We start from the raw sequence: 26,190 nt of genomic DNA, 5'->3' as shown, positions 1-26,190 counted from the left end.
GGTTCTTGTCACCGATGGGCGCCCTTGAGGCGTCGCCGGAACCCCGCGTCGGCCGGTGTCCGGCCCGCGGGTTCAGCCCTTGGAGTTGGTCTGCTTGCGGGACTTGTCACCCACCATGACCAGCCCGGCGATCAGCAGGAAGAGCACGATGGGGGCAACGACGTAGAGGCCGAGCGTCTCGATCACGCTCAGGCCCGGGCCCGGGTCGTCACCGTCGTCGGGAATGAGCGCGAACGCGGGGGACGACATCAGCATCAGTAGCGCGGTACCGGCCGTGACGGTTCCGGCGCGCAGGGCATTCTTCTTGGCCTGGTTGCTCACGAAGTCAACGTAGCGGACGCCCCGCCGCCCCGCGCGTCCGGGGTGGCGCAGCGGACGGTCCACACCCCGGCGTACGGCGTCTGCGGTCACCGGCCGTGGGGCAGTTCCCGCATCAGCGCGTGCAGCCGGGGCGATGCGGCCAGTTCTTCGAGGGTCTGCGGGCGCCCGTCGGGACCGGCGATCGGAAGGCGCCAGTTCGGGTACTCGTCCCATGTTCCCGGGAGGTTCTGCGGGCGGCGGTCCCCCACCGCGTCGGGCAGCCACACCCCGATCATCCGGGCCGGGGTGCGCAGCAGAAAGCGGTGTACGGCCCTGACCGCCGCCTCCTCGTCACCCGGGCCCTCCGGCAGCAGCCCGCGCCGCACCAACTCCCCGAGCCACTCGGCGAGTTCGTATCCGGAGCGGGAGCGCTCCCGCTCCGGCGGCCCGGCGAGCAGCCCGAGCCGTTCGCGCAGGGCGACGTCCTCGCCGGCCAGACGGGCGGCGGTGGGCGGCAGATCGTGGGTGGTGACGGTGGCCAGGCAGGCGCTGCGCCACTCGTCGGGGGCGAGGATACGGGCCTCGGCCGCGGGCTCCGGGGCGTCGGCCGCCGCGTCGGCGCCGTCGGCCGCGGCCCGTTCCCCGTCGCCGTAGTCCCGCTCGAACCACAGCACCGACGTGCCCAGCACGCCCCGTTCGGCGAGCGCGCCGCGCACTCCCGGCTCGACGGTGCCCAGGTCCTCGCCGATCACCGCGGCGCCGGCCCGGTGCGCCTCCAGGGCCAGCACCGAGAGCATCGCCTCGCCGTCGTAGCGGACATAGGCGCCCTCCGTCGGCGGCCGGCCCTCGGGGACCCACCACAGCCGGAACAGCCCCATCACATGGTCGATCCGCAGCGCACCGGCGTGCCGCAGCAGCCCGCGCAGCAGCTCGCGGTAGGGGGCGTAGCCCGCGGCGGCCAGGGCGTCCGGGCGCCACGGCGGCAGGCCCCAGTCCTGGCCGCGGGCGTTGAAGGCGTCCGGCGGCGCCCCGATGGACATCCCGGCGGCGAAGGCGTCCTGCTGCGCCCAGGTGTCGGCGCCCGAGGGATGGACCCCGACGGCGAGGTCGTGCACCAGGCCGACGCCCATCCCCGCTTCCCGGGCGGCCCGTTGCGCGGCGGCCAGCTGCTGGTCGGTGAGCCAGGCGAGCCGGCAGTGGAAGTCGATCCGCTCCAGCAGGTGCGGCCGCAGCCGGGCCGTGCCCGGGGACCGCGGATCGCGCAGCTCGGCGGGCCAGCGGCGCCAGTCGGGGCCATGGCGCTCGGCGATCGCGCACCAGGTGGCGTGGTCCTCCAGCGCCCGGCCCTGTTCGGCGAGGAAGTCGCAGTACGCGGCCCGCCGGCCGGGTGTGAGCGGGACCGCCGACAGCAGCTCCAGGGCCTCGCGTTTGAGCGCCCAGACCGCGTCCCGGTCGATCAGCGCGCCCCGGTCGAGCACCTCACCGCGGAGCGCACGGGCCCGGGCGGCCAGTTCGTCGGCCCGTAAGCGGGCGGCGCCGGTCAGCTGGGCGTACTCCGGGATGTGCTCGATCCGCAGATGGACCGGGTCGGGGAAGCGGCGGGAGGAGGGGCGGTAGGGCGAGGGGTCGGTGGGCGGGCCGGGGACGGCCGCGTGCAGCGGGTTGAGCTGGACGAAGCCGGTGCCCAGGGCGCGTCCGGACCAGGCGGCGAGGTCGGCGAGGTCGCCGAGGTCGCCCATGCCCCAGGACTGCCGGGACAGCAGGGAGTAGAGCTGCACCAGGAAGCCGTGGCTGCGGCCGGGCGGTGCGGGCACCCGGTCGGGCGCGACGATCAGGTGGGCGCGGGCGCTGCGGCCGTCGGGGGCGTGGGCGCCGAGCGTGTGGACGCCCAGGGGCAGCCGGGCGAGCTCCCGCGGACCGGGCGTGGCCAGGTCTGCGGGGATCTCCCCGTCCTCGGGCTCCACCCGCAGGGCGGTGCCTTCGGGGAGACCGGTGAGGTCGGGCGGCCGGCCCGGGCGGGCGACGACGACCGGGGGCAGCAGGGCGCGGCCCGGTCCGTCCTCGTAGGCGGCCAGGGCGGTGCGTACGGCATGCGGGGTCGAGGCGTCGACTCCCAGTGCGGCGAGCACGGCGACGACGGTGTCGTCGGTGATCTGGACGCTCCTGCCCGGTGCGGGTGTGTACGACGTGGCGACGCCGTACAGCCGGGCGAGCCGCGCACGGCCCATGGGCCCTCAGACCTCCATGGACTCCGTGCCCAGGCCGGCGGCCGTCGGCTCGCTGGTCAGCGGCAGTTCGGCGGCGATCGGGACCTCGCTGGTCAGCGGTGCGGCGTCGGCGAGCGGGGGCTCGCTGGTCAGCGGCGGCTCGACGAAGCTGAAGGAGCCGGAGCCGTCCAGGCCGGAATCGGGGTCGGACACCCCGTCGAAGAGATCGGGCTCCACCGTCGCACCTCCCGGTTTGGAGGACAGGGCGTCGAGGAGCAGTTGAGCGGATGCGGCCACGAAGGCCTCCCGTTCATCGGTAATGGGACACGTGGGCCCTACCCACTCGACACGTTCGCAGACGCATCTGCTCACGAAACGTGACCCACGTCACATTATCCCCTACGCAGGCGATTTCACTGCTGGGGACACCCGCAGGCGCACAGAACGCGCGGCAACCAGCCCTCGCGACGGAAGTCCTGCGGGCCCGCGCGCACCCGCACACCCGGCCGGAACCCGTTCCCGCGACGGCCTCCGGGACCCGCCATGGCCCGGTTGACACCCTCACCGCCACAATGGTGGGCTCACGGCCGAAGGTCTGTCCGAACGGACATCGGCGGGAAAACGGGGCGCCGGTGACAGCCGGCGAGTGATGGACGGGGACGAGGAGCAGCCGTGCGAGGCCGGGGCGTGTGGAGCGTCGGAAGAATCGGTAGGAGCGGCAGGGGGAGCACAGCGGGCGCCCGCGCGCGGGTGGCGGGCAGCACCGCGCTCGCCGCCGCGGTCATAGGAGGGCTGCTGGGCGGGGTGCCCAGTGCCCAGGCGGCGCCCGCGGACCCGGCCGTCGGCACCCCCGACCAGCCGGACCGGCCGGCCGGCGCGGGGCGGGCACCCGCCGTCTGGCCGCGCCCCCAGCAGCTCCAGGAGCTCGGCGGCGCCGTACCGCTGGGCGGTGAGGCGGCGCTGGTGGCCGCACCGGGCACCGACCCGTACACGCTGGACGTGCTGCGCGGGCTGCTGCGCGACGCCGGGGTGCGCACGGTCTCCGAGCCGGCGCCCGGTGAGCGGGTGCCCGGGGACGGGCCGGTGATCTGGGTCGGCGGCGAGCGGGCCGAGGACGCGCTGCGGGCGCTGCGCGCACCGGCCCGCGGGGACCTGCCCGCCGGCGGCTACCGGCTGGCCGTGGGCCAGGTCGAGGGCCGGGACACCGTCGCCCTGGCCGGGGTCGGCCCGGACGGCCTCTTCCATGCCGCGCAGACGCTGCGGCAGCTGGTCACCGACGGCACGGACTCCGGGCGGCAGCTGGCGTCGGTCGCCGTACGGGACTGGCCCGGCACGGCGGTGCGCGGCACCACCGAGGGGTTCTTCGGCCAGCCGTGGAGCCGCGCCCAGCGGCTCGCCCAGCTGGACTTCATGGGCCGCACCAAGCAGAACCACTATCTGTACGCGCCCGGCGACGACCCGTACCGCCAGGCCCGCTGGCGCGACCCGTACCCGGCCGCGCAGCGGGAGGACTTCCGGGCGCTGGCCGAACGGGCCCGCGCCAACCACGTCACGCTGGGCTGGGCCCTCTCCCCCGGCCAGGCGCTGTGCTTCTCGTCCGAGGAGGACCTCCGGGCGCTGCGGCGCAAGGCGGACGCGATGTGGGCACTGGGGGTGCGCTCCTTCCAGCTGCAGTTCCAGGACGTCAGCTACGACGAGTGGCACTGCGGCGCCGACGAGGAGACCTTCGGCACCGGCCCCGCGGCGGCCGCGAAGGCGCAGGCCGAGGTCGCCAACGCGCTCGCCCGCCATCTGCGCGAGAGGCACCCGGACTCCGCGCCGCTGTCGCTCATGCCGACCGAGTACTACCAGGACGGCTCGACGGCGTACCGCAGGGCGCTCGCCGATGCGCTCGGCGAGCGGGTCGAGGTGGCCTGGACCGGCGTCGGAGTGGTCCCGCGGACCATCACCGGCGGTGAACTGTCCACCGCCCGCCAGGCGTTCGGCCACCGGCTGGTCACCATGGACAACTACCCCGTCAACGACTACGCGCAGGACCGGATCTTCCTCGGCCCCTACCGCGGCCGTGAGCCGGCCGTCGCCACCGGTTCGGCGGCGCTGCTGGCCAACGCCATGGAGCAGCCGCTGGCCTCCCGCATCCCGCTGTTCACCAGCGCCGACTATGCGTGGAATCCGCGCGAGTACCGTCCGGCGGAGTCCTGGGAAGCGGCCGTCGACGACCTCGCGGGCGGTGATCCGCGGGCCCGCGCGGCCCTGCGCGCGCTCGCCGGCAACGCCTCCTCCTCGCTGCTGAACCGCAACGAGTCCGGGTATCTGCGCCCCTTGATCGAACGCTTCTGGGCGGCCCGCGAAGCGGCGGTCAACGGCGGCCGGCCCGGCAAGGACCCCGACTACGCGCGGGCGGCCAAGGCGCTGCGCGCCGCCTTCCACACCATGAGCACCGCCCCCGAAGACCTCCATTCGGACCTGGCCGCCGAAATCCGGCCCTGGGCCGAGCAGTTGGCCCGTTACGGCCGCGCCGGCGAGCAGGCGGTGGACACGCTGATGGCGCAGGCCCGGGGCGACGGCGACGCCGCCTGGTCGGCGCAGCGCGCGGTGCTGCGGCTGCGCAAGGAGATCGGGCGGAGCCCGGCGACGGTCGGCAGGGGGGTCCTGGCGCCGTTCCTGGAACGGACGATGACCGAGGCCGACGCCTGGACCGGCGCCCGCGGCGGCGCCCCGCGCCCCACCGAGGGCGCCGGTCCCGCCTCCCTGACCGTCCCGTTCGGACGGCCCCGCCCGCTGGCCGCGGTCACCGCGCTGACCGCCCCGGGTCCGTCCGCGGGCGGCGTGCGGCTGGAGGCGCATGTCCCCGGGGAGGGCTGGCGCCGCCTCGACCGGCTCTCCGCCACCGGCTGGACGGAGTCCCCCACCCCGCGGCTGCGCGCCGACGCGGTCCGTCTGACCTGGGCGAACGGCGCGGACGCGCCCTCCGTCCACGCGCTGACCCCGTGGTTCGGCGACACCCCGGCGGCCGGGCTGGAGCTGTCCCGCACGGAGGCGGACGAGCAGACCGGCGGCAGTACGACGGTCGACGCCCGGATCTTCTCCCGCCGCCCGGACGACGTCCGCGGGAAGCTGACGGTCAAGGCGCCCAAGGGCTTCACCGTGCACGCACCGAAGGAGGTCACCGCCCCGCGGGGCGGCACCGCCACCATCCGCATCGCGGTCGACGTCCCCGAGTCCGCCGCCTCCGGGACGTACGCGATCCCGGTGGCCTTCGGCGGCGAGGAGCGGACGCTGACCGTACGGGTCTATCCGCGCACCGGCGGGAAGGACCTGGCGCGCGGCACCGTCGCCGCCTCCTCCGGGGACGAGACGCCCGACTTCCCGGCCTCGGCCGCCACCGACGGGGATCCGAAGACCCGCTGGTCCTCCCCCGCCGACGACGGCGCCTGGCTGCAGTTCGCGCTGGCGCACCCGACCCGCCTCGGCCGCCTCGTCCTGAACTGGCAGGACGCCTACGCGGCCCGCTACCGCATCCAGGTGTCCCCGGACGGGCACAGCTGGCGCACGGCCGCCGCCGTGCGGGACGGCAAGGGCGGCCGCGAATCGGTCAGGATGGACGCGAAGGATGTCCGCTTCGTCCGCATCCAGGGCGAGAAGCGGGCGACCCGGTTCGGATATTCGCTGTGGTCGGTGGAGGCCTACGCGGTCGAGGCCGCCGGGCACCGCGGGTAGCGGGCGGGCCCGCCGGCAAGGCCCGTCGCCACGGCGCGGCACCACAAAGCGGGGGCCCGGCGGAAACCGCCGGACCCCCGCCCCGGACGTACGAAGGCCCGGCTACGCCGATACGGCGTCGATCCGGGCCAAGGCGTCATCCGCGCCGTACGGCTGCAAATATGGCAGCCAGCGCGGATCACGATGACCCGTGCCGATGATCCGCCACGCCAGTCCTGACGGCGGGGCGGGCTGATGGCGCAGCCGCCAGCCGATCTCGGCGACATGGCGGTCTGCCTTGACGTGATTGCACCGCCGGCAGGCGGCGACGACGTTCTCCCAGGTGTGCTGGCCACCGCGACTGCGCGGGATGACGTGGTCGACGCTGGTTGCGACGCCACCGCAGTACATACAGCGCCCGCCGTCACGGGCGAACAGCGCCCGGCGGGTCAGTGGCACGGGGCCGCGAAAGGGCACCCGCACGAACCGCTTCAAGCGGACCACGCTCGGAGCCGGTACGACACGGGTAGCGCTGTGCATCAGGGCGCCGGACTCCTCGAGGCTCACAGCCTTCTCATTGAGTACGAGGATGAGCGCGCGGCGGAGCGGTACGACGCCGAGCGGCTCGTACGACGCGTTGAGGACCAGGACATGCGGCACGGGTGCCTCCTTGTACGCCGGCGGCGCGTGGCTCGCGCCGGGACGATCTCCCCACAGTGTCCCCCGGTGCCTGGTCGGAGCGCCACCATGACCGAGTAACGGGCCGGAGGTGTTTTCCACCACACCCCCGCACTTCCCCGTGGATTCGGCTCATTTCCGGCCGTCCCGGGACCTCCCGGCTCGAACACGGGCACGGACCGCCGCCGTTGCCCCGTTAGTGTGGATGGTCTGCCCGGCCCCTCGGGTCCCCCACGGTCCGGGTCTGCTGTCCCACACGGAAGGTTCGACTGTGTTCTGGTCCGCTTCGCCGGTCGCCGCCGCGCCCCTGCGCGCCGCCACGCCCGACTCAACCGGCCCGACCTCGCTCGACGAGGCCACGGAGAAGGCCACCAACGCCGCCGGCTGGGTGCAGGAGAACTGGGGGACGTGGCTCACGTCCGGCCTGCAGATCTTGCTGATCATCGTGATCGCGGTGGTGCTGCGCCATGTGATACGCCGCACCATCACCAAGCTCATCGAGCGGATGAACCGCGCCACGGCCGCCGCCGAGGGCACCGCCCTGGGCGGTCTGCTCGTCAACGCCGAGCGCCGCCGCCAGCGCTCCGAGGCCATCGGCTCGGTACTGCGCAGCGTCGCCTCCTTCGTGATCATGGGCACCGCCGCGCTGACGGTGCTCTCCGTGCTCCAGATCAATCTCGCGCCGCTGCTGGCGAGCGCCGGTGTGGCCGGCGTCGCCATCGGCTTCGGCGCCCGCAACCTCGTCACCGACTTCCTCTCCGGCGTCTTCATGATCCTTGAGGACCAGTACGGCGTCGGCGACGAGATCGACGCGGGCGTGGCCACCGGCACGGTCATCGAGGTCGGGCTGCGGGTCACCAAGCTCCGCGGCCCCAACGGGGCGATCTGGTACATCCGCAACGGCGAGGTCAAGCGGATCGGGAACCTCAGCCAGGGCTGGTCCACGGCCGAGGTCGATGTGGTGATCGCCGCCGACCAGGACCTGGAGCGCGCCCGCGACACCATCACCACCGCCGGTGAGGAGATGTCCAAGGCGGAGCCGTGGAACGAGCAGCTGTGGGAGCCGGTGGAGGTGCTCGGCCTGCGCGAGGTGCACCTGGAGACGGTCACCATCAGCGTCTCGGCCAAGACCATGCCCGGCAAGGCCGCAGGCGTGGAGCGCGAACTGCGCTGGCGCATCAAGCGCGCCCTGGACTCCGCCGGCGTCCACCTCGCCCCGCGCCCCCTCCCCGAAGAGGAACCGGCCCCCACCACCGACCCCACCGCCACCATGGCCGCCCCCTCGGCCCTCAACAACCCGACGTCCCCCCAGTCCCTGGCCAGCGACCCACTGGCTACGTCACCGAAGTTGGGGAAGTAGCGGCGAGGGAGGGTGCGGCGGTAGGTGGCGGGGGTGGGTGGGGACGTGGCTGGCGGTGGAGGGTGCGGGAGTAGCGGGCGGGGAAGTGGCCGCCGGAAATCCCGGGGGAGCCGGTGGAGTTCCCCGCGGGGAGCGGACAGAATTCCTCGCCGGAGCCACCGGAGTTCCCCGCACGAGCTACCCGAGTTCCCGCAGCGGCCGCCGGAGTTCCCCGCAGCGGCCGCCGAAGTTCCCCGCAGGAGCCGCCGGAATCCCCCGCGGAGCCATCGGAATTCCTCGCGGGAGCCACCGGAGTTCCTCGCGGGAGCCACCGGAAATTCCCCGCAGGCCCGCAGCGTTGTGGCTTGCAAGGGGCGCTCGCACCCCCTACGGAATCCGTTCGCATGCCCCCTAAGGGACCGCGCCACCAAGGGAGGGGCGTACCGCTCGACAAGCGGTACGCCCCTCCTTGCTCGTCCCGCCGCGTCCGGGCGGGCAACTCGCCGCGCCCAACCCATTGACGCCGCCCTGACCCGCGCCCTACCTTCCTGTTCATCGATTGGAAGGTTTCCTAACAGATGCTGGGTGGCCGTCAGGGCCGCCGGTGAACGGGGTGACGGTCATGGCCGGTGGGCAGGGAGTGCACGGAACCCCTGGGACGCCGCGGGTGCTGCGGGCCATGAACGACCGCGCGGCGCTCGATCTGCTGGTGTCGCAGGGCCCCCTGACCCGCACGCAGATCGGGGAGCTGACCGGGCTGTCGAAGCCCACCGCGTCGCAGCTGCTGGGGCGGCTGGAGGCCGCGGGCCTGGTGCGGACGACCGGGAACGTGACCGGGCGGCCGGGTCCCAGTGCGCAGCTGTACGAGATCAATCCGATGGCGGGGCATATCGCGGCGCTGGCGGTCGACCAGCTGGGGATCACCGCCGCGGTCGCGGACATCACCGGGCAGGTGCTCGGTGAGCAGCGGATCGGGACCGACGCCGTGGCGGAGGCGGCGCCGAACCGGACGGCGCAGCTGGTCGCCGGGGCCGTAGACGGAGCCCTGGCCAAGGCCGGGCTGGGCCGCGCGCAGCTGCACGGGGCGGTGATCGGCACGCCGGGCGCGCTGGACCCGCAGACCGGACGGCTGCGTTATGCACCGCATCTGCCGGACTGGCACTCGCGCGCGCTCAAGGAAGAGCTCGCCGAGGTGCTGGGCACGCCGATCACCATCGAGAACGATGTGAATCTGGCGGCGGTCGCCGAGCAGTACGACGGGGCCGCGCAGGACTTCGACGACTTCGTGCTGGTGTGGGCGGACGAGGGGGTCGGTGCGGCCATCGTGCTCGGCGGCCGGCTGCTGCGCGGGGCGACGGGCGGCGCGGGTGAGATCGGCTATATGCCGCTGCCCGGCGCCCCGCTGGCCCGGGGCGGCGACCGCAGCGCCGCACGGCCGGACGCCGGCGGTGGCTTCCAGCGGCTGGTCGGCTCGCCGAGCGTGATCGAGCTGGCCCGGGAGTACGGCGCCGCCGATACCCGTACGGTCGCAGAGGCGCTGGACCGCGCCGACGTGCGGGCGGAGGTCGCCAGGCGGCTGGCGACGGGGATCGCGGCCGTGGTCGCGGTCGTCGACCCGCGGCTGGTGGTGCTCTCCGGCGAGGTCCCGCACGCCGGCGGGGAGGCGCTGCGCACCCTGGTCGAGGAGGAATTCACCGGACTCGCGCTGCCCCGGCCCGAATTGCGCCTGAGCCATATCGACGGCAATCCGATTCTCATCGGCGCACTGCGGACGGCGCTCGCGGATGCGCGTGATGCGGTATTCGACACCAGCACGGGCTGAACCACGCGACCAGCTGAGCCATCGGTCCCAGCAGATCCGGCCCAGCAGATTCGGCGCAGCGCATCCGGCGCAGCACATCCGGCCCAGCAGGTCGCTCGGACAACTCGGTATGCCCGCCGCGCCTGCCATATCTCCGCACACCTCCGCACACCTCGGCACACCCCATTCGCGTCACATCACATCGCGTCACATCACGCACGTCACTTCCGGAAATCCGTCTGCAACTTCCCCTGCCGTAAAGGAAGTCCGCCATGCCGATTTCGCGTCTGCGCCTACGGCTTTCAGTGGTGCTGGCCGGCGCCGGGCTGCTCGTTTCGGGCTGCGCCAATCCGGGCGTCGGCAGTGACCGGGACGATCCCACCAAGCCCGTCACGCTCACCTTCTGGCACGGCTGGTCGACCCCGGGCGAAGTGAAGGCCGTCAATGACAGCGTCGCCCGCTTCGAGCGCATGCACCGCAACATCACGGTGAAGGTGGTCCCCAATGTCACCGACGAGACGGTGAACCAGGCACTGCGGGCCGGCGGGGACGACGCACCCGATGTGGTGTCGTCGTTCACCACCAACAATGTGGGGCAGTACTGCTCGTCGGGGATGTGGGTGGATCTCGATCCGTTCATGAAGAAGAGCGGAGTGGAGAAGGGCAGAATCTTTCCCAGGACACTGCTGGATTACACGAGTTACCGCGGCGAGCAGTGTGCCTTGCCGCTGCTGGCAGATGCCTACGGGCTGTACTACAACAAGGACGCCTTCGAGGAAGCCGGGATCACCCGGCCGCCGCACACCATGTCCGAGCTGAAGCGGGACGCCGTCAAACTGACCCGGCGGGCCAGGGACGGCTCGTACCAGCGGGTGGGCTTCATGCCCAGTTTCCGGCTCTACCAGAACAGCCCGGACCGGATGTTCGCCCAGTGGGGACCGTCCTACTTCGACCGGAACGGCAAGGCGCGGCTGGCGAAGGACCCGGCGTCCAGGGAATTCCTCACCACCGCCCGCGAGTTGACGGCCGCGCAGGGCGGCTATGGGCCGCTGGAGAAATTCCGTACCACCTTCGGCGATGAGATGTCCTCGCAGAACGCCTTTCTGACGCAGAAGCTCGCCATGCACATGGACGGTGAGTGGCGCGGGCTGATGCTCAAGCAGGCGAAGGCGAAGTTCTCCTGGGGCACCGCACCGATGCCGGTGCCCGACGATCGGGCGGACACCTACGGGCGGGGATATCTGACCGGCACCGTCGCCGGGATCGCGCACAGCAGCCGGCATCAGAACGCGGCCTGGGAACTGGTGAAATTCCTGACCATGAACACCGATCAGGTGGTCCGGTTCGCCAATGACATCCACAACGTACCGTCGACGAAGGCGGCACTGAAGTCGCCGGCACTGGACGCCGACCCGGAATTCCGGACCTTCCTCGACATCGCGCAGAACCCGCACAGCGTCGCTCTGCCGCCGTCCACCAACGGCGGACAGTACGTCACCGCGCTGCAGGACTTCTCGTACGACGTCGAGGCGGGCAAGGTTCCCGACATCGACGCTGGCCTGCGCGAACTCGACGCCCGGATCGACGCCGACAACCTCCAGTCCGAGAACTGACCCCGTGGAATCGGTTGATTGCGCTGACGACGCGATTCCGCGAACTGACTCCGATAGCTGACGGAGAACCCCGCCATGGAAACCACCACCCATGTGCCCGCCCCAGCTCCCGCCCCTGCCCCTGCCCCCGCTCCCGCTCCCGCTCCCGCTCCCGCGCTACGGCGTAAACGCGCCCGCGAGCGGCTGCGCACCCTCGGTTTTCTCTCCCCCTGGCTCATCGGCTTCTCGGTCTTCTTCGGCTATCCGCTGATCTCCACCGTCTACTTCTCCTTCATGCACTACAACCAGATCGAACCGCCCGGTTTCGTCGGGCTGCGGAACTGGAAATACGTGCTGACCCAGATGCCGCTGTTCGGGCCCGCGCTGTGGAACACGCTGTGGCTGGTCGTGGTGATGGTCGCGCTGCGGGTGGTCTTCGGGCTGGGCATCGGCCTGCTCGTCACCAAGATCAAATCGGGGGTCGGGTTCTTCCGTACCGCCTTCTACCTCCCCTATCTGGCGCCGCCGGTGGCCGCCACCGTCGCCTTCGTTTTTCTGCTCAACCCCGGCACCGGGCCGGTCAACGAGATCCTCGGGGCGATCGGCATCCCCGCGCCGTCGTGGTTCAACGACCCCGCATGGGCCAAACCGTCGTTGGTGATGCTGTCGCTGTGGGGCATCGGCGACCTGATGGTGATCTTCATGGCGGCGCTGCTGGACGTACCGAAGGAGCAGTACGAGGCCGCCGAGCTGGACGGGGCCGGTGCCTGGGGGAAGTTCCGCTATGTCACCTGGCCGTCCATCACGCCGATCGTGATGTTCGCCGTGGTCACCGGCGTCGTACAGACCATGCAGTACTACACCCAGGCGCTGGTCGCCGGAAAGCTCGCCTCGGGCGTCTCCATCGGCCCCGGCACGGTCATCCAGCCGGGCTATCCGGACCACTCCACCCTCACCGTCCCGCAGCTCGTCTACTCCCTGGGATTCCAGAACTTCAACACCGGCGCGGCGTGTGTGCTCTCCCTCGTGCTCTTCGTCATCGCCATGGCCGTCACCACCCTGCTGATGCGCAAGCGCGCCGGTCTGCTTGCGGCGGAGGACTGAGAGGACCGATCCGGGATGACCACCACCACGCTCACCGCGCGCCCCGCCGCGGCCCGCACGCCCACCACCGGCGCCCCGGCCGGCCACGCCCGCCGCACAAGGCTGCTGCACTGGATCGCCGTCCACTCCGTCGCCCTCGCCGCCGCCCTCTTCTTCCTCCTTCCCTTCGTCTTCGTCTTCCTGACCTCGGTGATGAGTGACGACCAGGCGATGAGCGGCGAACTGTGGCCGCACGAGTGGCGCTGGTCCAACTACGTCACCGTCTTCCGGACCCCCGGCTTCCTGGACTGGTGGAAAAACTCCCTTCTCTACGCGGGCCTGGGCACCGTCTTCACCGTCTGCTCGGCGGTCCCCGTCGCCTACGCCCTCGCCAAGTTCCGCTTCCGGGGCCGCCGCACCGCGATGATCCTCGTCATCTCGACGATGATGCTGCCGCCGCAGGTGATCGTGATCCCGATGTATCTGGTCTGGGCTCAGCAGCTGCATCTCTCGGGCTCGCTGTGGCCGCTGATCATCCCGATGGCGTTCGGCGACGCGTACTCCGTCTTTCTGCTGCGGCAGTTTCTGCTGACCATCCCCCAGGAGTACCTGGAGTCGGCGAAGGTCGACGGCTGCGGTGAGCTGCGGACCCTGCTGAAGATCGTCGTGCCGATGGCCAGACCGGGTATCGCCGCCATCGCCCTCTTCCAGTTCTTCTACTGCTGGAACGACTACTTCGGGCCGCAGATCTACGCCGCGCAGAACCCCGCTTCCTGGACGCTCTCCTACGGGCTGGAGTCCTTCAAGAGCGCGCACAGCGTCAACTGGAACCTGACCATGGCGGCGACGCTGCTGGTCATGGCGCCGGTCATCGTCGTCTTCTTCTTCGCACAGAAAGCCTTCGTCGAAGGCGTCACCCTCACCGGAGTAAAGGGCTGATACAGCATGCTGCCGTCGTCATCTCCGTCCGCTTCTCCGTCCGCTTCTCCGTCTTATTCCTCCTCTGTGTCTGTCTCTCCTGGGGCTTCCTCGGCTCCTGACGGGCGGGCCGCATGCCGTTCCCGCGTCAGACTCGCTGTGGTCGGGGGCGGCTCGACCTATACCCCCGAACTCATCGACGGCTTCGCGCGGTTGCGTGATGTCCTGCCGCTGGAGGAGCTCGTCCTGATCGACCCGGACGCGGACCGGCTGGAGATGGTGGGCGGGCTTGCCCGGCGGATCTTCGCCAAGCAGGGCCATCCGGGCCGGATCTCCTGGACCGACGACCTCGACGCCGGGACCGACGGCGCCGACGCCGTACTGCTGCAGCTGCGTATCGGCGGCCAGGCCGCCCGCAACCAGGACGAGACCTGGCCGCTGGAGTGCGGCTGCGTCGGCCAGGAGACCACCGGCGCCGGCGGCCTCGCCAAGGCGCTGCGCACCGTGCCCGTGGTACTCGACATCGCAGAGCGGGTACGCCGCCGCAACCCCGGCGCCTGGATCGTCGACTTCACCAACCCCGTCGGCATCGTCACCCGCGCGCTGCTCACCCACGGGCACAAGGCCGTCGGGCTGTGCAATGTCGCCATCGGCTTCCAGCGCAAATTCGCCGCACTGCTGGGGGTCTCCCCCGACCGGGTCGAGCTGGAGCACATCGGCCTCAACCACCTCACCTGGGAGCGGTCCGTACGCGTGGCCGGCGAGGACGTGCTGCCCCGGCTCCTCGCCGAACACGGCGACGCCCTCGCCCACGACCTGCGTCTGCCCCGCCCGCTCCTCGACCGCCTCGGCACCGTCCCCTCCTATTACCTGCGCTACTACTACGAACACGACGCGGTGGTACGGGAGCTGCGCAGCAAGCCCTCCCGTGCCGCGGAGGTCGCCGCCATCGAGCGAGAGCTCCTGGCCCTGTATGCGGACCCGGCGCTCGATGAGAAGCCGGAGCTGCTCTCCCGCCGTGGCGGCGCCTTCTACTCCGAGGCCGCCGTGGCGCTCACCTCCTCCCTTCTGGGTGACACCGGCGACACCCAGATCGTCAATGCGCTGAACAACGGCACCCTGCCCTTCCTCCCCGACGACGCCGTGATCGAGGTCCCCGCGACGGTGGGCGCCGCGGGCCCCGCCCCGCTCCCCGTCCGTCCCCTGGAGCCCCTCTACGCGGGCCTGATCTCCCATGTCACCGCCTATGAACAGCTGGCCCTGGAGGCGGCGCTGAAGGGCGGCCGGGAGCGGGTCTTCGCCGCTCTCCTCTCCCACCCCCTCATCGGCCAGACCGACTACGCGGACCGGCTCGCCGACGAGCTGATCGCGCACAACCGGGAGCACCTCACGTGGGCCTGACCGGCACGGCGCTCGCGATCGACGCGGGCAACAGCAAGACCGATGTGGCGCTGGTGGCCATGGACGGCAGACGGCTCGGCGCGGCGCGCGGCGGCGGCTTCCAGCCACCGGTGGTGGGCGCCGCCCGCGCGGTCGACGTCCTGGCGCCACTGGTGGATTCGGCCCTGGCGCAGGCCGGACTCACCGGGCCCGTCGACCACCTCTCCGCCTTTCTCGCCAACGCCGACCTGCCCGTCGAGGAGGCCGCCCTCACCTCCGAGATCGCCCGCCGCGGCTGGGCCCGCACGGTCAGCGTCCGCAACGACACCTTCGCCCTGCTGCGGGCGGGTCTGCCCGACGACGGTGAGCCGGTGGGCGTCGCCGTCGTCTGCGGGGCCGGTATCAACTGCGCCGGCCTCGGCCACGACGGGGCCGTCGCCCGCTTCCCCTCCATCGGCCGGATCTCCGGCGACTGGGGCGGCGGCTCCTTCCTCGCCGACGAGGCGCTGTGGCACGCGGCCCGGGCGGAGGACGGCCGCGGCGCCCCGACCGAGCTGGCCGGCGCGCTCCCCGCCCACTTCGGCCTGGCCACCATGGCGGAGCTGATCGAAGCGCTCCACCTACGCGGCATCCCCGCCCGCCGCCGCCACGAACTGGCCCCGGTGCTCTTCGCCGTCGCCGACTCCGGTGACCGGGTCGCCCGCGGCATCGTCGCCCGCCAGGCCGAGGAGATCGCCCTCATGGCCACCGTCGCCCTGAGCCGCCTCGCCCTGCTCACCGAGCCCGCCCCCGTGGTCCTCGGCGGCAGCGTCCTGGCCGCCCGCCACCCCCTTCTGCACGACCGCATCCTGCACCTCCTCTCCGAACAGGCCCCCAAGGCGGTCCCCCGTGTCGTTGCCGCACCACCGGTACTGGGCGCAGCCCTGGACACCCTGGACCGCGCGGCGGCCGAGACAGCGGCCTACGGGCGGCTGAGGGCGGCTTGGGACTAGAGGGGACTAGACCGGCGCGTCGCGCGCATCTGGTTCGCCCCGGCTCACCCGACGTGCACACAGTCCCCCCGTCTCGTCTCGGTGCGTTCGCCCGGGGCCAGGACGAGGTCCGTGGGAGAGAGGTGGGAGGAGGGCGGCCAGGGCACGGCGGGGAGATGGCCATGGTTGCGTTCCGTGACGATGGCGATGGGGTGGTCGGTGTCATTGGCGATGAGGGTGGGGGCGCCGGCCATGCGGTGGTCGAGGGGGTAGATGCCGTGGGGGTCGATATAGGTCGTGGCTCCGATGGTGAGGAAACCGCTGGCAGAAGGCGCGCACGGTGGTGTGGGGCCGGATTTGGGGGTGAGGGTGGCGAGGAGTTCGGTGAGGCGGCGCATGCTGGGTCTCCTGACTTCGGGTGCGGGGCGGGCCCGCGCGTGACGGTTGTCGGGTGAAGGTCGACTTCGACCTTCGTCACTCAGCGTAGTCATTGAGGGGTGTGGATGACAGCGGCGCGTGGGAGTCAAATGGGGGGCGCGGGCGGTGCGGAGTACGCCGCTGCGGGGCAGGCGCCGGCCGGTGTGCCGCCGTCCCGTGCGGCGGGCCCGGCGGCGGATCGCGATCCGAACAAGATCAGGGCAAGAGCGGTGTGCTTGTCAGTGGCGGCGGACATACTGCTGCCCATGCACCGGTCCTTGTCGTGAGCGCTCCCGGGCGCGGGGCCGGGCCGCAGTCAGCGACCAGGGGGAGGTTCGGTGTCCACCGTGTCGACCAGGAGCGTGCCGCCGCCCGCGCCGGGGCGCCGGCCGGCCTGGGCCGAAGGCCTGGACGAGCTGCGTGCCGCGGCGACGACCGAACCGGGCCGTCTGCGGGCGATCGGTGCCGTACTCGCGCTGCTGGTGGTGGTGTTCGGCGCGGTCACGGCCTGGCAGGTGTCCGACCGTGCGGCGGCCGCGGACGATGTGGTGGCGCGCAGTCAGCCGCTGACGTCGGACGCGGCGAGCATCTACCGGTCGTTGGCGGATGCGGACACGACGGCCGCCGCGGACTTCCTGGCGGGCGGCGAAGGCGGCAAGGCCTCCCGTGTCCGCTATGGCCGCGACATCGCGACGGCGGCGGGGCTGCTCGCCAAGGCTTCGCGGAGCACCCGCGGTTCGGATGACGCGGGCGAGCAGATCGCCCGGCTCAACCGGCAGCTGCCGCGCTATACGGGCCTGGTGGAGACGGCGCGGGCGAACAACCGGCAGGGGCTGCCGCTCGGCGGGGCGTATCTGCGGTATGCGAACGAGCGGATGCGGACGGAACTTCTCCCGGCCGCACGGGCGTTGTACGACGCGGAGACGGAGCGGCTGGCGGCGGATTACGCCGCTGCCGAGGCGTGGCCGTGGTACGCGGTGGCGGCCGGAGTGGTGGCGATCGGTGCGCTGGGATGGGCGCAGCGGCGGCACTACCGGCGTACCAACCGGGTGTTCAACCGCGGGCTGCTGGCCGCGACGGCCGCTTCGGTGGCGGTGTTGTTGTGGCTGGTGGTGGGGCATGCGGTGGCGCGCGCGGGGCTGACGGATTCGTATGAGCACGGTGCCCGGTCGCTGCGGGTGCTCAGCGAGGCGCGGATCGAGGCGCTGCAGGCGCGCGGGGACGAGAATCTGACGCTGGTGGCGCGCGGTGCGGTGCTGACGGACGACCAGCAGGATTTCTACGAGGTCGGTTTCCGTGCGGGGGTGCGGGATCTGGCGGGCACAGGCGATCATGGTGCGGCGGGGCCGGGCAGCAGGCTGGGGGCGGCGCTGGCGCTGGCGGACGACGATGCGGGGCGTGCCCCGGTGCGCGATGCGCTGGCGCACGTACGGCAGTGGCAGGCGCGGCATGCCCAGGCGCGGGCCGCGGACGAGAAGGGCGACTACGACCGGGCGTTGGAGAAGGTGATCGGTGCGGACGGCTCCACGGGCGAGTCGTTCGACCGGGTTGCGGCCGGGCTGCAGCGGGCGCTGGTGCACGAGCAGGGCGAGTTCCGGTCTGCTGCGGAGGGCGGGCGCGGGGCGCTGGACGGGCTGCCGGTGGGTGCCGGGGCACTGGCGGCGCTGGGGGCGCTGGGCGCGGTGCTCGGGATCGGGCGCAGGCTGGCGGAGTACCGGTGAGAGGGCCTGGTGAGGGGGAGATGAGGATGCGCGCGCGAGGGCTGCGGAATCTGCGTGCCGTCCTGGCACCGGTCGCAGCCGGGATGTGTGTGATGGCGGCGGCCGCGACGGTGCTGGTGCCGGCGCTGGGCAGCGCCGCGGAGGAGGGCCGTCCCGGCCGGGGCGGCGGGCCCGCTCCCTCGGCGATCCACCGTGCGTACGGGCCCGGAGCCGCACCGGCCGCGCCCGCGGTGGCGAAGTGCACGCCGCAGAACGCGGCGCAGAGCCTGCGGCCGTCGTCCGACGAGGGCGCTGCGGTGGCGCGGATCAAGGAGAAGGGCCAGCTGGTCGTCGGGGTGGACCAGAACACCTACCGGTGGGGGTACCGCAATCCGGCCACCGGCAAGCTGGAGGGCTTCGACATCGATCTGGCGCGGGCCATCGCGCAGGACATCCTGGGGCCGAAGCCCAAGGTCGTCTTCAAGGCGGTGCCGACCAACCAGCGGATACCGGCGCTGCAGAAGCGGACGGTCGACATGGTGGTGCGGACGATGACGATCAACTGCGCGCGCAAGCGGCAGGTGGCGTTCTCGACGTCGTACTTCCAGGCGGGCCAGCAGGTGCTGGCCCCGAAGTCGTCCGGGATCAAGGCGTTCGACGATTCGCTGCGCGGCAAGCGGGTGTGCACGGCCGCGGGTTCGACGGGCGAGACGGAGCTGACGGCGCGGCGGCACGGCGCCCAGATGCTGACGGTGCCCAATCAACTCGACTGTCTGGTGCGGCTGCAGCTGGGCCAGGCGGACGCGGTGGTCACGGACAATGCGCTGGCCGCGGCGCAGGCGGCGCAGGATCCGGCGGTGGAGCTCAAGGGCAAGCCGTTCACGGACGAGGCGTACGGCGTGGCGATGAACAAGGACGACACGGATCTGGTGCGCCGGGTCAACAAGGTCCTCGATGACTACCGGGGCGGCGGGCGCCCCGACAGTCCCTGGATGCGGGCGTACCGCACGTGGTTGCGCGCCGATATGCCGAAGATATCGGGGCCGCCGTCGCCGGAGTACAGCGACTGAGGGGCCGGCGGCCGTACCACGGCGGCCCCCGGGAGCGGAGTACCTCACTGATCGCGGCATGGAGCGGCCCGATGCCGTTCACTATGGAAGAGGAAGGGGAAACGCAAGGAGCCGAACCGCAGCAGCCATCCGGTCACAGCAATCGCCGTGCACCGTACGCGTATTGGAGAGGTGATCGATGGGGGTCCCTGGACCCTTTCCCGGTTCTCCGGGGAGGCCCGATGCCCCGGTGCTGAGCCGGGAGGAGGTGGACCGTGCCCTGGCGCGGCTCGGCGCCGAGTACGAGGCGATCGAGACCTCGCTGCTCGCGCTGCAGGACCACGCGGGGCGCCGGCTGCTGGAGGGCGCCGATCTGTCGGGCACCACCAAGGAGCGCTGGGCCGCCACGGAGCGGTCCATCGCGGTCCTGTGGTCGCTGTTCGACGCCTATACGGCGGCGTTGGAGGAGGCGCGCGAGCTGCGGGCACGGCGGCGCTGGCCGTCCCAGGAGGATCTGGCGGAGCTGACGGAGCTGCTGCACGGCGAGGGGGTGACGGTGCCCGGTGCGGCCGCGGCGGGCGGCGGCCCAGAAGGCGGCGCGGATCGGCCGGGCGGGCGGTTCAGCCTGGAGGAGCTCGTCGCGCGGATGAACGGGCTGTACGCGCGGTCGCTGGACGTGATCGTCGCCGCCGACGCGGTCTGGTCGGCGCTGCCGGCCCGGATAGACCTGCTCGCCGCCGAACTGCAGCGCACGCGTTCGCTGGCGCATTCGGTGGGGGTGCGCCCCGGTGAGCATCCGGCGGGCGACGACCTGGAGCGGATCACTAACGAGCTGTCGCGGCTGCGCGCCCAGGTGATCGCGGATCCGCTGGCGTTCTGGGTGTCGTCGTCGACGGGGAGTTCGGCGCCCGGCGGCGGCCGTCCGGACACCGGGCGCTACGACCGTGCGGCCCGTGCGCTGGAGGACATCCGCCGTGAGGTGGCGGCGGTGCTGGATGTGCGGCAGGACGCGGAGCAGCGGCTGATGCAGCTGCGCGACGTCCTCTCGCGTGCCGACCGGACGCTGACCGAGGCGCGCCAGGCGCGCGGCGAGGTGCTGGCGAAGATCGCCGCGTCGGAGGTGCCCGCGGTCAGCGGCCCCTCCACGGCGCTGCACGAGCAGCTGGCGGCCGCCGCGGAGTACCGCAGGCGGGCGCAGTGGCACCGGCTCTCGCCGCTGCTGGACAGCCTGGAGGAGCGTGCGGAGGACGAACTCCACCGCGCCCGGGAGTCGTTGACGGCGGTCACCGCGCCGCTCGCGGTGCGCGCCGAGCTCCGGGGCCGGCTGGACGCGTACAAGGCGAAGGTGGCGCGCCATGGGATGGCGGAGGATCCGCTGCTGGCGGAGCGCTACGACGCGGCCCGCCGGATGCTGTGGAGCGCGCCGTGCGATCTGCGGGCGGCCGAGCAGGCGGTGTGGCGCTATCAGCAGGCGGCGGCGGAGGCATTGGTTCCGCCGCAGCTGGAGGGCAGGGGGGACGGGTGACGGAGCGGGCGGACGAGCGCTGCCAGCGGCGGGACTGCGCGGGCAGTTACGAGGACGTCGGCGGCGGCGAGCTGTACTGCGACCTGTGCGGCCTGGCGCCGGTGGTCTCGCCGGTCGGTCTGCTGTCCTCGCCGCCCACGGGTCTGACGGGCCGGGTGCTCACGGACACGGCGGCGGGCCGGGCGGTGGCCGGGGCGCTGCTGACGGTCCCCTCCCCCGGTCCGGGCTCCGGATCCGGCTCCGCGGGGCGGTCCGCCCGCTCGTCACCGTCCCGGCGCTCGGTGTCCGGGCGGCTCTCGCGGGCGCTGTCCGGCGGCGGGTCGACGCGCGGCATATCGGCGGTCTCGGTGCGCAGCAGCGCGGGCAGCGGCTCGTCGTCCGGGTCGGCGCGCGGGCGGCTGGGCGCGGGCCTGGTGACGGTGCCGCAGGTGCCGCGGCCCGATCCGCGTACGGCGGTGCTGGAGCATCCGGAGGTCCCCGAGCGCAAGCGGTTCTGCAGCCGCGCGGACTGCGGTGCGCCGGTGGGCCGGTCGCGGGGTGCGCACACGGGCCGCACGGAGGGCTTCTGCACCAAGTGCGGCCATCCGTACAGCTTTGTGCCCAAGTTGCGGCCCGGCGATCTGGTGCACGGCCAGTACGAGGTCGTGGGCTGTCTGGCCCACGGCGGGCTCGGCTGGATCTATCTGGCGATCGACCGCGCGGTCTCCGACCGGTGGGTGGTCCTCAAGGGGCTGCTGGACACCGGCGACGAGGAGGCGCTGGCGGTGGCGATGTCCGAGCGGCGCTTCCTCGCCGAGATCGAGCACGCCAACATCGTGCGGATCTACAACTTCGTGGAGCACCTCGACCGGGGGACGGGCAGCCTCGACGGCTACATCGTCATGGAGTACGTCGGCGGCAAGTCGCTCAAGGACATCGCCAACGACCGGCGCACGCCCCAGGGCAGGCGCGATCCGCTGCCGGTCGAGCAGGCCTGCGCCTACGGCATCGAGGCGCTGGAGGCGCTCGGCCATCTGCACAGCCGCGGCTTCCTGTACTGCGACTTCAAGGTCGACAACGCCATCCAGCAGCACGACCAGCTCAAGCTGATCGACATGGGCGCGGTGCGCAGGATGGACGACCACGACAGCCCCATCTACGGCACGATCGGCTACCAGGCGCCCGAGATCGCCGGGCTGGGCCCCTCGGTCGCCTCCGACCTGTACACGGTCGCGCGCACGCTGGCCGTCCTGACCTTCGACTTCCAGGGCTATACGAACGTCTTCGCGGACTCGCTGCCCGATCCCGACCACATCGAGGTGTTCCGCAACTACGAGTCCTTCTACCGCCTGCTGGTGCGCGCCACGGACCCGGACCGGGCCCGCCGGTTCGGCTCCGCGGAGGAGATGGCCGAGCAGCTGACCGGCGTACTGCGGGAGGTGGTGGCGCTCCAGTCGGGCGAGCCGCGGCCGGCGCTGTCCACCCTGTTCGGGCCCGAGCTGCGCGCCGTGGACACCGAGGTGATGGCGCCGCAGGAGGGCGACAGTTCGCTGCTGGGTGCGCGCGGGGGCGCGCCCGCACGGAAGGAACCGGAGTCAGCAGCTCCGGCGCTGCGGCCCCTGGATGTGGCCGGCGCCGCCCTCGCGCTACCGGTGCCGCGGGTGGATCCGGCCGATCCCAACGCCGGTCTCCTCGCCGGGCTGGCGCATGCCGCCCCCGCCGAGCTGCTGGGCGCGCTGCGCTCCGCGCCCGCCGACACCCTGGAGGTCCGGCTGCGGGAGCTGCGCGCCCATCTGGAGGCCGGCGACGGCACGGCCGCACGGGCGGTGCTGGAGGCGATCGCGGCGGAGCCCGGCGGGCCGTGGGCCGCGGCGGTAGCGGGCGGCGCGGATCCGGGCGGATGGGGCACCGACTGGCGGGTGGTGTGGCATCGCGGCATGGTGGCGCTCGCCGCCGGGGACCGCGAGGACGCCGCGCTGGCCTTCGACGCGGTCTACGACGCCTTTCCCGGCGAGCCGGCGCCGAAGCTGGCGCTGGGCATCTGCGCGGAGCTGCTGGCGCAGGCGGACAACGCCGCGGAGTACTACCGCCTGGTGTGGGCGACCGACCGCAGCTATGTCAGCGCGGCGTTCGGGCTGGCCAGGGTGCGCCTGTCGGCGGGCGACCGTACGGGCGCGGTCGAGGCCCTGGAGTCCGTACCGGCGTCGTCCATCCACTTCACCGCGGCGCGGATCGCGGCGGTCCGCGCCCGGCTGCGGCAGCGCCCGCCGCGCGATCCGCTGCTGGCGGACCTGCGGGCGGCCGCCCAACAGGTCGAGGCCCTCGCGGACTTCGGCCTGGACGCCGAGCGGCGCGAACAACTCACCACCGAAGTACTGGGCAGCGCCCTGGACTGGGTACTCTCCGGGGGCCACGGTGCCGGACCGCAGGGCGAAGGCGCCGCCGACGGGCGGCCGGTGCTGCTCGGCAGCCCGCTCGACGAGCGCGGTCTGCGGTTCGGCCTGGAGCGGTCCTACCGCCTCCTGGCGCGGCTGGCGCAGCGTGGTGAGAAGAGGATCGAACTGGTGGAACGGGCCAACCGCTTCCGCCCCAGGACATGGGTGTGACATGGGTGTGACTGGGCCGTCCCGGTGTGCGGGGTGCGACGAACCCCTCGGCGCGGGGGACAAGTTCTGCGGCCGGTGCGGCGCCGCTCTCCTGGCGCCGGCCGCGCCGTCGGCGTACGGGGCCCCTCCCGGGCACGGGGCGGCGGCCATACCGCCCGTACCGCCGCTGCCGCCCAGGCCGCCGGTGCCCCCCGTACCGGCCGCGCCCGCCGTGGCCACCGGGCCCGTCAGCCCGCCGCCCGGCCCCGCGGGCCCGCCGCCTCCGGATCCGCAGACCCGGCTGCCGGACGGGGACGACGACGCGTCGCCGGTGCCGGGCCACGCCCCGGCGGAGTCCGGCCCCCCGGCCGCGGCCGATGCGCCGGCGCCCGTCGACCCGCGCGTCGCCGGTTACGAGGTGGTCGCCGACGCCGCCGCGGAGGCGACCGCCGCCGAAGCGACCGCCCGCACCGACGCCGCCGCCCCCGGCCAGGACTCCGCTCGCTGCCTGCACTGCCGCACCGGTGCCGTGGGCCCCGACGGGTACTGCGAGGGGTGCGGCCATGCCCGGCCCCGCGCGCGCGACCGCATGGAGAGCGAGCTGGCGGGCCTCGCGGCGGTCAGCGACCGGGGGCACCGCCACCACCGCAACGAGGACTTCTTCGCCCTGCGGGCCGCCACCCTCCCCGACGGCACACCCGCCGTGGTCGCGGTGGTCTGCGACGGCGTCTCCTCGGCGACCCGCCCGGACGAGGCGTCCAAGGCGGCCTCGGAGGCCGCCGGCGAGGCGCTGCTGGCGTCGCTGCCGCGCGGTACGCACCCCCAGCAGGCCATGCACGAGGCCGCCCTGGCGGCCTCCGCGGCGGTCGACGCGCTGGCCGCCGACCCTTCCCTGGCGCATGACGAGCACCGCCAGCAGAACGCCCCGGCCTGTACGTTCGTCTCCGCGGTGGTCGGCGGCGGGCTGCTGACCGTCGGCTGGGTCGGTGACAGCCGCGCCTACTGGATCCCCGACGACCGCACGGCGCCGCCCGTACGGCTCACCGAGGACGACTCCTGGGCCGCCCAGATGGTCGCCAACAACCTGATGTCCGAGGCCGAGGCGAACGCCGACGAGCGCGCGCACGCCATCACGGGCTGGCTCGGCGCCGACGCCTACGAGGTCGAGCCGCACACCGCGACGTTCAAGCCGGACGGCCCCGGCCTCGTGGTGGTGTGCACCGACGGGTTGTGGAACTACGCCGAGTCCGCCGAGCAGATGGCCGCGGTGCTGCCGTACGACGCCCCCGCCAGGCCGCTGAACGGTGCCCGCACACTGGTCGCCCATGCCCTCGACGGCGGCGGGCACGACAACGTAACGGTGGCGCTGGTGCCGTTCCCCGCGCCGTCGGGGCGGGCAGGATCGGCCTGACCGGCTCAGAGCCGCATGACTCGGGCGCCCTCGGGGTGCGCGACGCGCCTGGGCACGCACCACGGGCACCGACCGACGGACACGACCGGTACGGCCAGTACGGCTACGGCTACGGCGTCACAAGGAGCGGAACGGATGGCCAACTTAGCCAAGTCCCGGGTACCGCGCTTCTCCGCCGAGGTGTACCAGAACCCGTACCTCCCCGAGGGCGGACGCGAGGTGCACGCCATCGTGACGGTCACCGCGACCGGGGGCGGTACGACGGCCGGGAGACCGCTGTCCGTGGGTGGCGGCGCCCCGGCAGCGGGCGTGGTGATCATGGTCGACTGCTCCGGCTCGATGGATCATCCGCCGGCGAAGCTGCGCGGCGCCCGTGAGGCGACGGCCGCCGCCCTCGACACCCTGCGCGACGGTGTCGCCTTCGCGGTGGTGGCCGGTACCCACCGGGCCGCCGAGGTCTACCCCGGCGGCGGCCGGCTGGCCGTGGCCGGGGCGGCCACCCGCGCGCGGGCCCGGGAGGCGCTGCGTACGCTGCGCGCGGGCGGCGGTACGGCCATCGGCAGCTGGCTGCGGCTGGCCGGCCGGCTGCTGTCGTCCGAGGCGCTCGCCATCCGGCACGCCGTCCTGCTCACCGACGGCCGCAACGAGCACGAGTCGCCGCAGCAGCTGCGCGCCGTCCTGGATGCCTGCTCGGGGTCCTTCACCTGCGACGCCCGGGGCGTCGGCACGGACTGGGAGGTCAAGGAGGTCACCGGCATCGCCTCGGCGCTCCTGGGGACCGCCGATATCGTCGCCGATCCGGCCGGGCTGACCGCCGACTTCACCCGGCTGATGGAGACGGCGATGGGCAAGGAGGTCGCCGACGTCGGCCTGCGGCTGTGGACGCCGCTGGACACCGAGACCGTCTTCGTCAGGCAAGTGGCGCCCACCGTGGAGGACTTGACCGGCCGGCGCCGGGAGTCCGGGCCGCGCTCGGGGGACTACCCGACCGGCTCCTGGGGCGACGAGTCCCGCGACTACCACCTCTGCCTTCGGGTGCCGGCCGCGCGCATCGGCGAGGAAATGCTGGCCGGCCGCGTCTCGTTGATCACTTCCGCCCCCCACGGCCGTCCCGCGGGAGCCGCACCGAAACCGCTGACACAGGGGCTCGTACGGGCCGTCTGGACCCACGACATCGCCGCCGCCACGTCGATCGATCCGCAGGTGGCGCACTACACAGGCCAGGCGGAACTGGCACAAGTCATCCAACAGGGGCTGGATGCCCGTAAGTCAGGTGATGTCGCGACCGCGACGGCGAAACTCGGCCGCGCGGTCCAGCTCGCCGCCGTCTCGGGGAACGAGGAGACGGCGAAACTCCTTGCGAAGGTGGTGGACGTCGTCGACGGCGCGACCGGTACTGTGCGACTGAAGGCGAAGGTCGCCGAGGCGGACGAGATGACTCTTGAGACGCGCTCGACGAAAACCGTTCGCATAAAGAAATAGCCACAAAGAATCACAGTCAGTACCGAAACAATCAGTACCGAGCAGTGCCTGAAAGAAACGGTACGGAGGGGGAA

At 72.9% G+C, this 26,190-nt stretch carries 19 protein-coding genes; 14 read left to right on the top strand and 5 right to left on the bottom strand.

Annotated features, from left to right (window positions below):
* Positions 1-72 precede the first annotated feature (72 nt).
* The 3 genes from ACWD6P_RS00410 to ACWD6P_RS00400 form a co-directional block, all read right to left on the bottom strand.
* The gene (locus tag ACWD6P_RS00410; RefSeq protein ID WP_451441737.1) at positions 73-321 is read right to left on the bottom strand and encodes a hypothetical protein; all 249 of its coding nucleotides are present in this window, start codon (positions 319-321) and stop codon (positions 73-75) included.
* Positions 322-407: 86 nt separating this feature from the next.
* Positions 408-2,528 carry a 4-alpha-glucanotransferase gene (malQ, locus tag ACWD6P_RS00405; RefSeq protein WP_451441736.1) on the bottom strand — a complete coding sequence of 707 codons (2,121 nt, stop codon included), beginning with the start codon at positions 2,526-2,528 and terminating at the stop codon, positions 408-410.
* 6 nt (positions 2,529-2,534) lie between these two features.
* On the bottom strand, positions 2,535-2,804 hold the full coding sequence (locus ACWD6P_RS00400) for a hypothetical protein (RefSeq protein WP_451441735.1): 270 nt from the start codon (positions 2,802-2,804) through the stop codon (positions 2,535-2,537).
* Positions 2,805-3,257: 453 nt separating this feature from the next.
* Here ACWD6P_RS00400 and ACWD6P_RS00395 point away from each other — a divergent pair, with 453 nt between their 5' ends.
* The gene (locus ACWD6P_RS00395; RefSeq protein WP_451441734.1) at positions 3,258-6,227 is read left to right on the top strand and encodes a beta-N-acetylglucosaminidase domain-containing protein; all 2,970 of its coding nucleotides are present in this window, start codon (positions 3,258-3,260) and stop codon (positions 6,225-6,227) included.
* A 102-nt stretch (positions 6,228-6,329) separates the two neighbouring features.
* Here ACWD6P_RS00395 and ACWD6P_RS00390 read toward each other — a convergent pair whose 3' ends face one another.
* Positions 6,330-6,866 carry an HNH endonuclease gene (locus ACWD6P_RS00390; protein ID WP_018538909.1) on the bottom strand — a complete coding sequence of 179 codons (537 nt, stop codon included), beginning with the start codon at positions 6,864-6,866 and terminating at the stop codon, positions 6,330-6,332.
* Positions 6,867-7,155: 289 nt separating this feature from the next.
* Here ACWD6P_RS00390 and ACWD6P_RS00385 point away from each other — a divergent pair, with 289 nt between their 5' ends.
* The 7 genes from ACWD6P_RS00385 (at position 7,156) to ACWD6P_RS00355 (ending at position 15,989) form a co-directional block, all read left to right on the top strand.
* Complete coding sequence (locus tag ACWD6P_RS00385; protein ID WP_451441733.1) at positions 7,156-8,244, top strand: mechanosensitive ion channel family protein; 1,089 nt, start codon at positions 7,156-7,158, stop codon at positions 8,242-8,244.
* A 658-nt stretch (positions 8,245-8,902) separates the two neighbouring features.
* A complete protein-coding gene (locus tag ACWD6P_RS00380; protein ID WP_451441732.1) occupies positions 8,903-10,045 on the top strand; it encodes an ROK family transcriptional regulator in 1,143 nt (380 codons plus the stop codon).
* Between the two features lie 251 nt (positions 10,046-10,296).
* Positions 10,297-11,637: an ABC transporter substrate-binding protein gene (locus ACWD6P_RS00375; protein WP_451441731.1), complete on the top strand. Its 1,341-nt coding sequence runs from the start codon at positions 10,297-10,299 to the stop codon at positions 11,635-11,637.
* Between the two features lie 75 nt (positions 11,638-11,712).
* Complete coding sequence (locus ACWD6P_RS00370) at positions 11,713-12,720, top strand: carbohydrate ABC transporter permease (protein WP_451441730.1); 1,008 nt, start codon at positions 11,713-11,715, stop codon at positions 12,718-12,720.
* Positions 12,721-12,735: 15 nt separating this feature from the next.
* A complete protein-coding gene (locus ACWD6P_RS00365) occupies positions 12,736-13,638 on the top strand; it encodes a carbohydrate ABC transporter permease (protein WP_451441729.1) in 903 nt (300 codons plus the stop codon).
* 138 nt (positions 13,639-13,776) lie between these two features.
* Positions 13,777-15,018 (top strand): 6-phospho-beta-glucosidase, encoded by a 1,242-nt coding sequence (locus tag ACWD6P_RS00360; protein WP_451441728.1) that lies wholly within the window; start codon positions 13,777-13,779, stop codon positions 15,016-15,018.
* The gene (locus ACWD6P_RS00355; RefSeq protein ID WP_451441727.1) at positions 15,009-15,989 is read left to right on the top strand and encodes an N-acetylglucosamine kinase; all 981 of its coding nucleotides are present in this window, start codon (positions 15,009-15,011) and stop codon (positions 15,987-15,989) included. Before ACWD6P_RS00360 ends, ACWD6P_RS00355 begins: the two co-directional genes overlap by 10 nt.
* 44 nt (positions 15,990-16,033) lie before the next feature.
* On the opposite strand, the gene ACWD6P_RS00350 is transcribed toward ACWD6P_RS00355, so the two are convergent.
* Positions 16,034-16,366, bottom strand: coding sequence for a hypothetical protein (locus ACWD6P_RS00350; RefSeq protein WP_451441726.1), 333 nt, complete (start codon positions 16,364-16,366; stop codon positions 16,034-16,036).
* A 366-nt stretch (positions 16,367-16,732) separates the two neighbouring features.
* On the opposite strand from ACWD6P_RS00350, the gene ACWD6P_RS00345 reads away from it, so the two are divergent.
* The 6 genes from ACWD6P_RS00345 to ACWD6P_RS00320 all read left to right on the top strand — a co-directional run bounded on the left by ACWD6P_RS00345 (position 16,733) and on the right by ACWD6P_RS00320 (position 26,116).
* Positions 16,733-18,106 (top strand): hypothetical protein, encoded by a 1,374-nt coding sequence (locus tag ACWD6P_RS00345; RefSeq protein WP_451441966.1) that lies wholly within the window; start codon positions 16,733-16,735, stop codon positions 18,104-18,106.
* Between the two features lie 20 nt (positions 18,107-18,126).
* Positions 18,127-19,155 (top strand): glutamate ABC transporter substrate-binding protein, encoded by a 1,029-nt coding sequence (locus ACWD6P_RS00340; protein WP_451441725.1) that lies wholly within the window; start codon positions 18,127-18,129, stop codon positions 19,153-19,155.
* A gap of 178 nt (positions 19,156-19,333) precedes the next feature.
* Positions 19,334-20,659, top strand: a complete 1,326-nt coding sequence (locus ACWD6P_RS00335; RefSeq protein WP_451441724.1) for a hypothetical protein — start codon at positions 19,334-19,336, stop codon at positions 20,657-20,659.
* Positions 20,656-23,244, top strand: coding sequence for a tetratricopeptide repeat protein (locus ACWD6P_RS00330; protein WP_451441723.1), 2,589 nt, complete (start codon positions 20,656-20,658; stop codon positions 23,242-23,244). Before ACWD6P_RS00335 ends, ACWD6P_RS00330 begins: the two co-directional genes overlap by 4 nt.
* A 1-nt stretch (position 23,245) precedes the next feature.
* Entirely contained in the window at positions 23,246-24,634 is a 1,389-nt protein-coding gene (locus tag ACWD6P_RS00325) for a PP2C family protein-serine/threonine phosphatase (protein WP_451441722.1), read from the top strand.
* Positions 24,635-24,769: 135 nt separating this feature from the next.
* Positions 24,770-26,116 (top strand): VWA domain-containing protein, encoded by a 1,347-nt coding sequence (locus ACWD6P_RS00320; RefSeq protein WP_451441721.1) that lies wholly within the window; start codon positions 24,770-24,772, stop codon positions 26,114-26,116.
* Positions 26,117-26,190: the final 74 nt, after the last annotated feature.

This window comes from Streptomyces sp. NPDC002446, assembly GCF_053595675.1.
This window is presented reverse-complemented; position numbering and strand designations above follow the sequence as displayed.

Coding starts and splice junctions, on each gene's coding strand:
- malQ (WP_451441736.1), bottom strand. CDS start 2,528: ATGGGCCGTGCGCGGCTCGCCCGGCTGTACGGCGTCGCCACGTCGTAC.
- ACWD6P_RS00380 (WP_451441732.1), top strand. CDS start 8,903: ATGAACGACCGCGCGGCGCTCGATCTGCTGGTGTCGCAGGGCCCCCTG.
- ACWD6P_RS00350 (WP_451441726.1), bottom strand. CDS start 16,366: ATGCGCCGCCTCACCGAACTCCTCGCCACCCTCACCCCCAAATCCGGC.
- ACWD6P_RS00335 (WP_451441724.1), top strand. CDS start 19,334: ATGGGGGTCCCTGGACCCTTTCCCGGTTCTCCGGGGAGGCCCGATGCC.
- ACWD6P_RS00325 (WP_451441722.1), top strand. CDS start 23,246: ATGGGTGTGACTGGGCCGTCCCGGTGTGCGGGGTGCGACGAACCCCTC.
- ACWD6P_RS00340 (WP_451441725.1), top strand. CDS start 18,127: ATGAGGATGCGCGCGCGAGGGCTGCGGAATCTGCGTGCCGTCCTGGCA.
- ACWD6P_RS00365 (WP_451441729.1), top strand. CDS start 12,736: ATGACCACCACCACGCTCACCGCGCGCCCCGCCGCGGCCCGCACGCCC.
- ACWD6P_RS00320 (WP_451441721.1), top strand. CDS start 24,770: ATGGCCAACTTAGCCAAGTCCCGGGTACCGCGCTTCTCCGCCGAGGTG.
- ACWD6P_RS00370 (WP_451441730.1), top strand. CDS start 11,713: ATGGAAACCACCACCCATGTGCCCGCCCCAGCTCCCGCCCCTGCCCCT.
- ACWD6P_RS00375 (WP_451441731.1), top strand. CDS start 10,297: ATGCCGATTTCGCGTCTGCGCCTACGGCTTTCAGTGGTGCTGGCCGGC.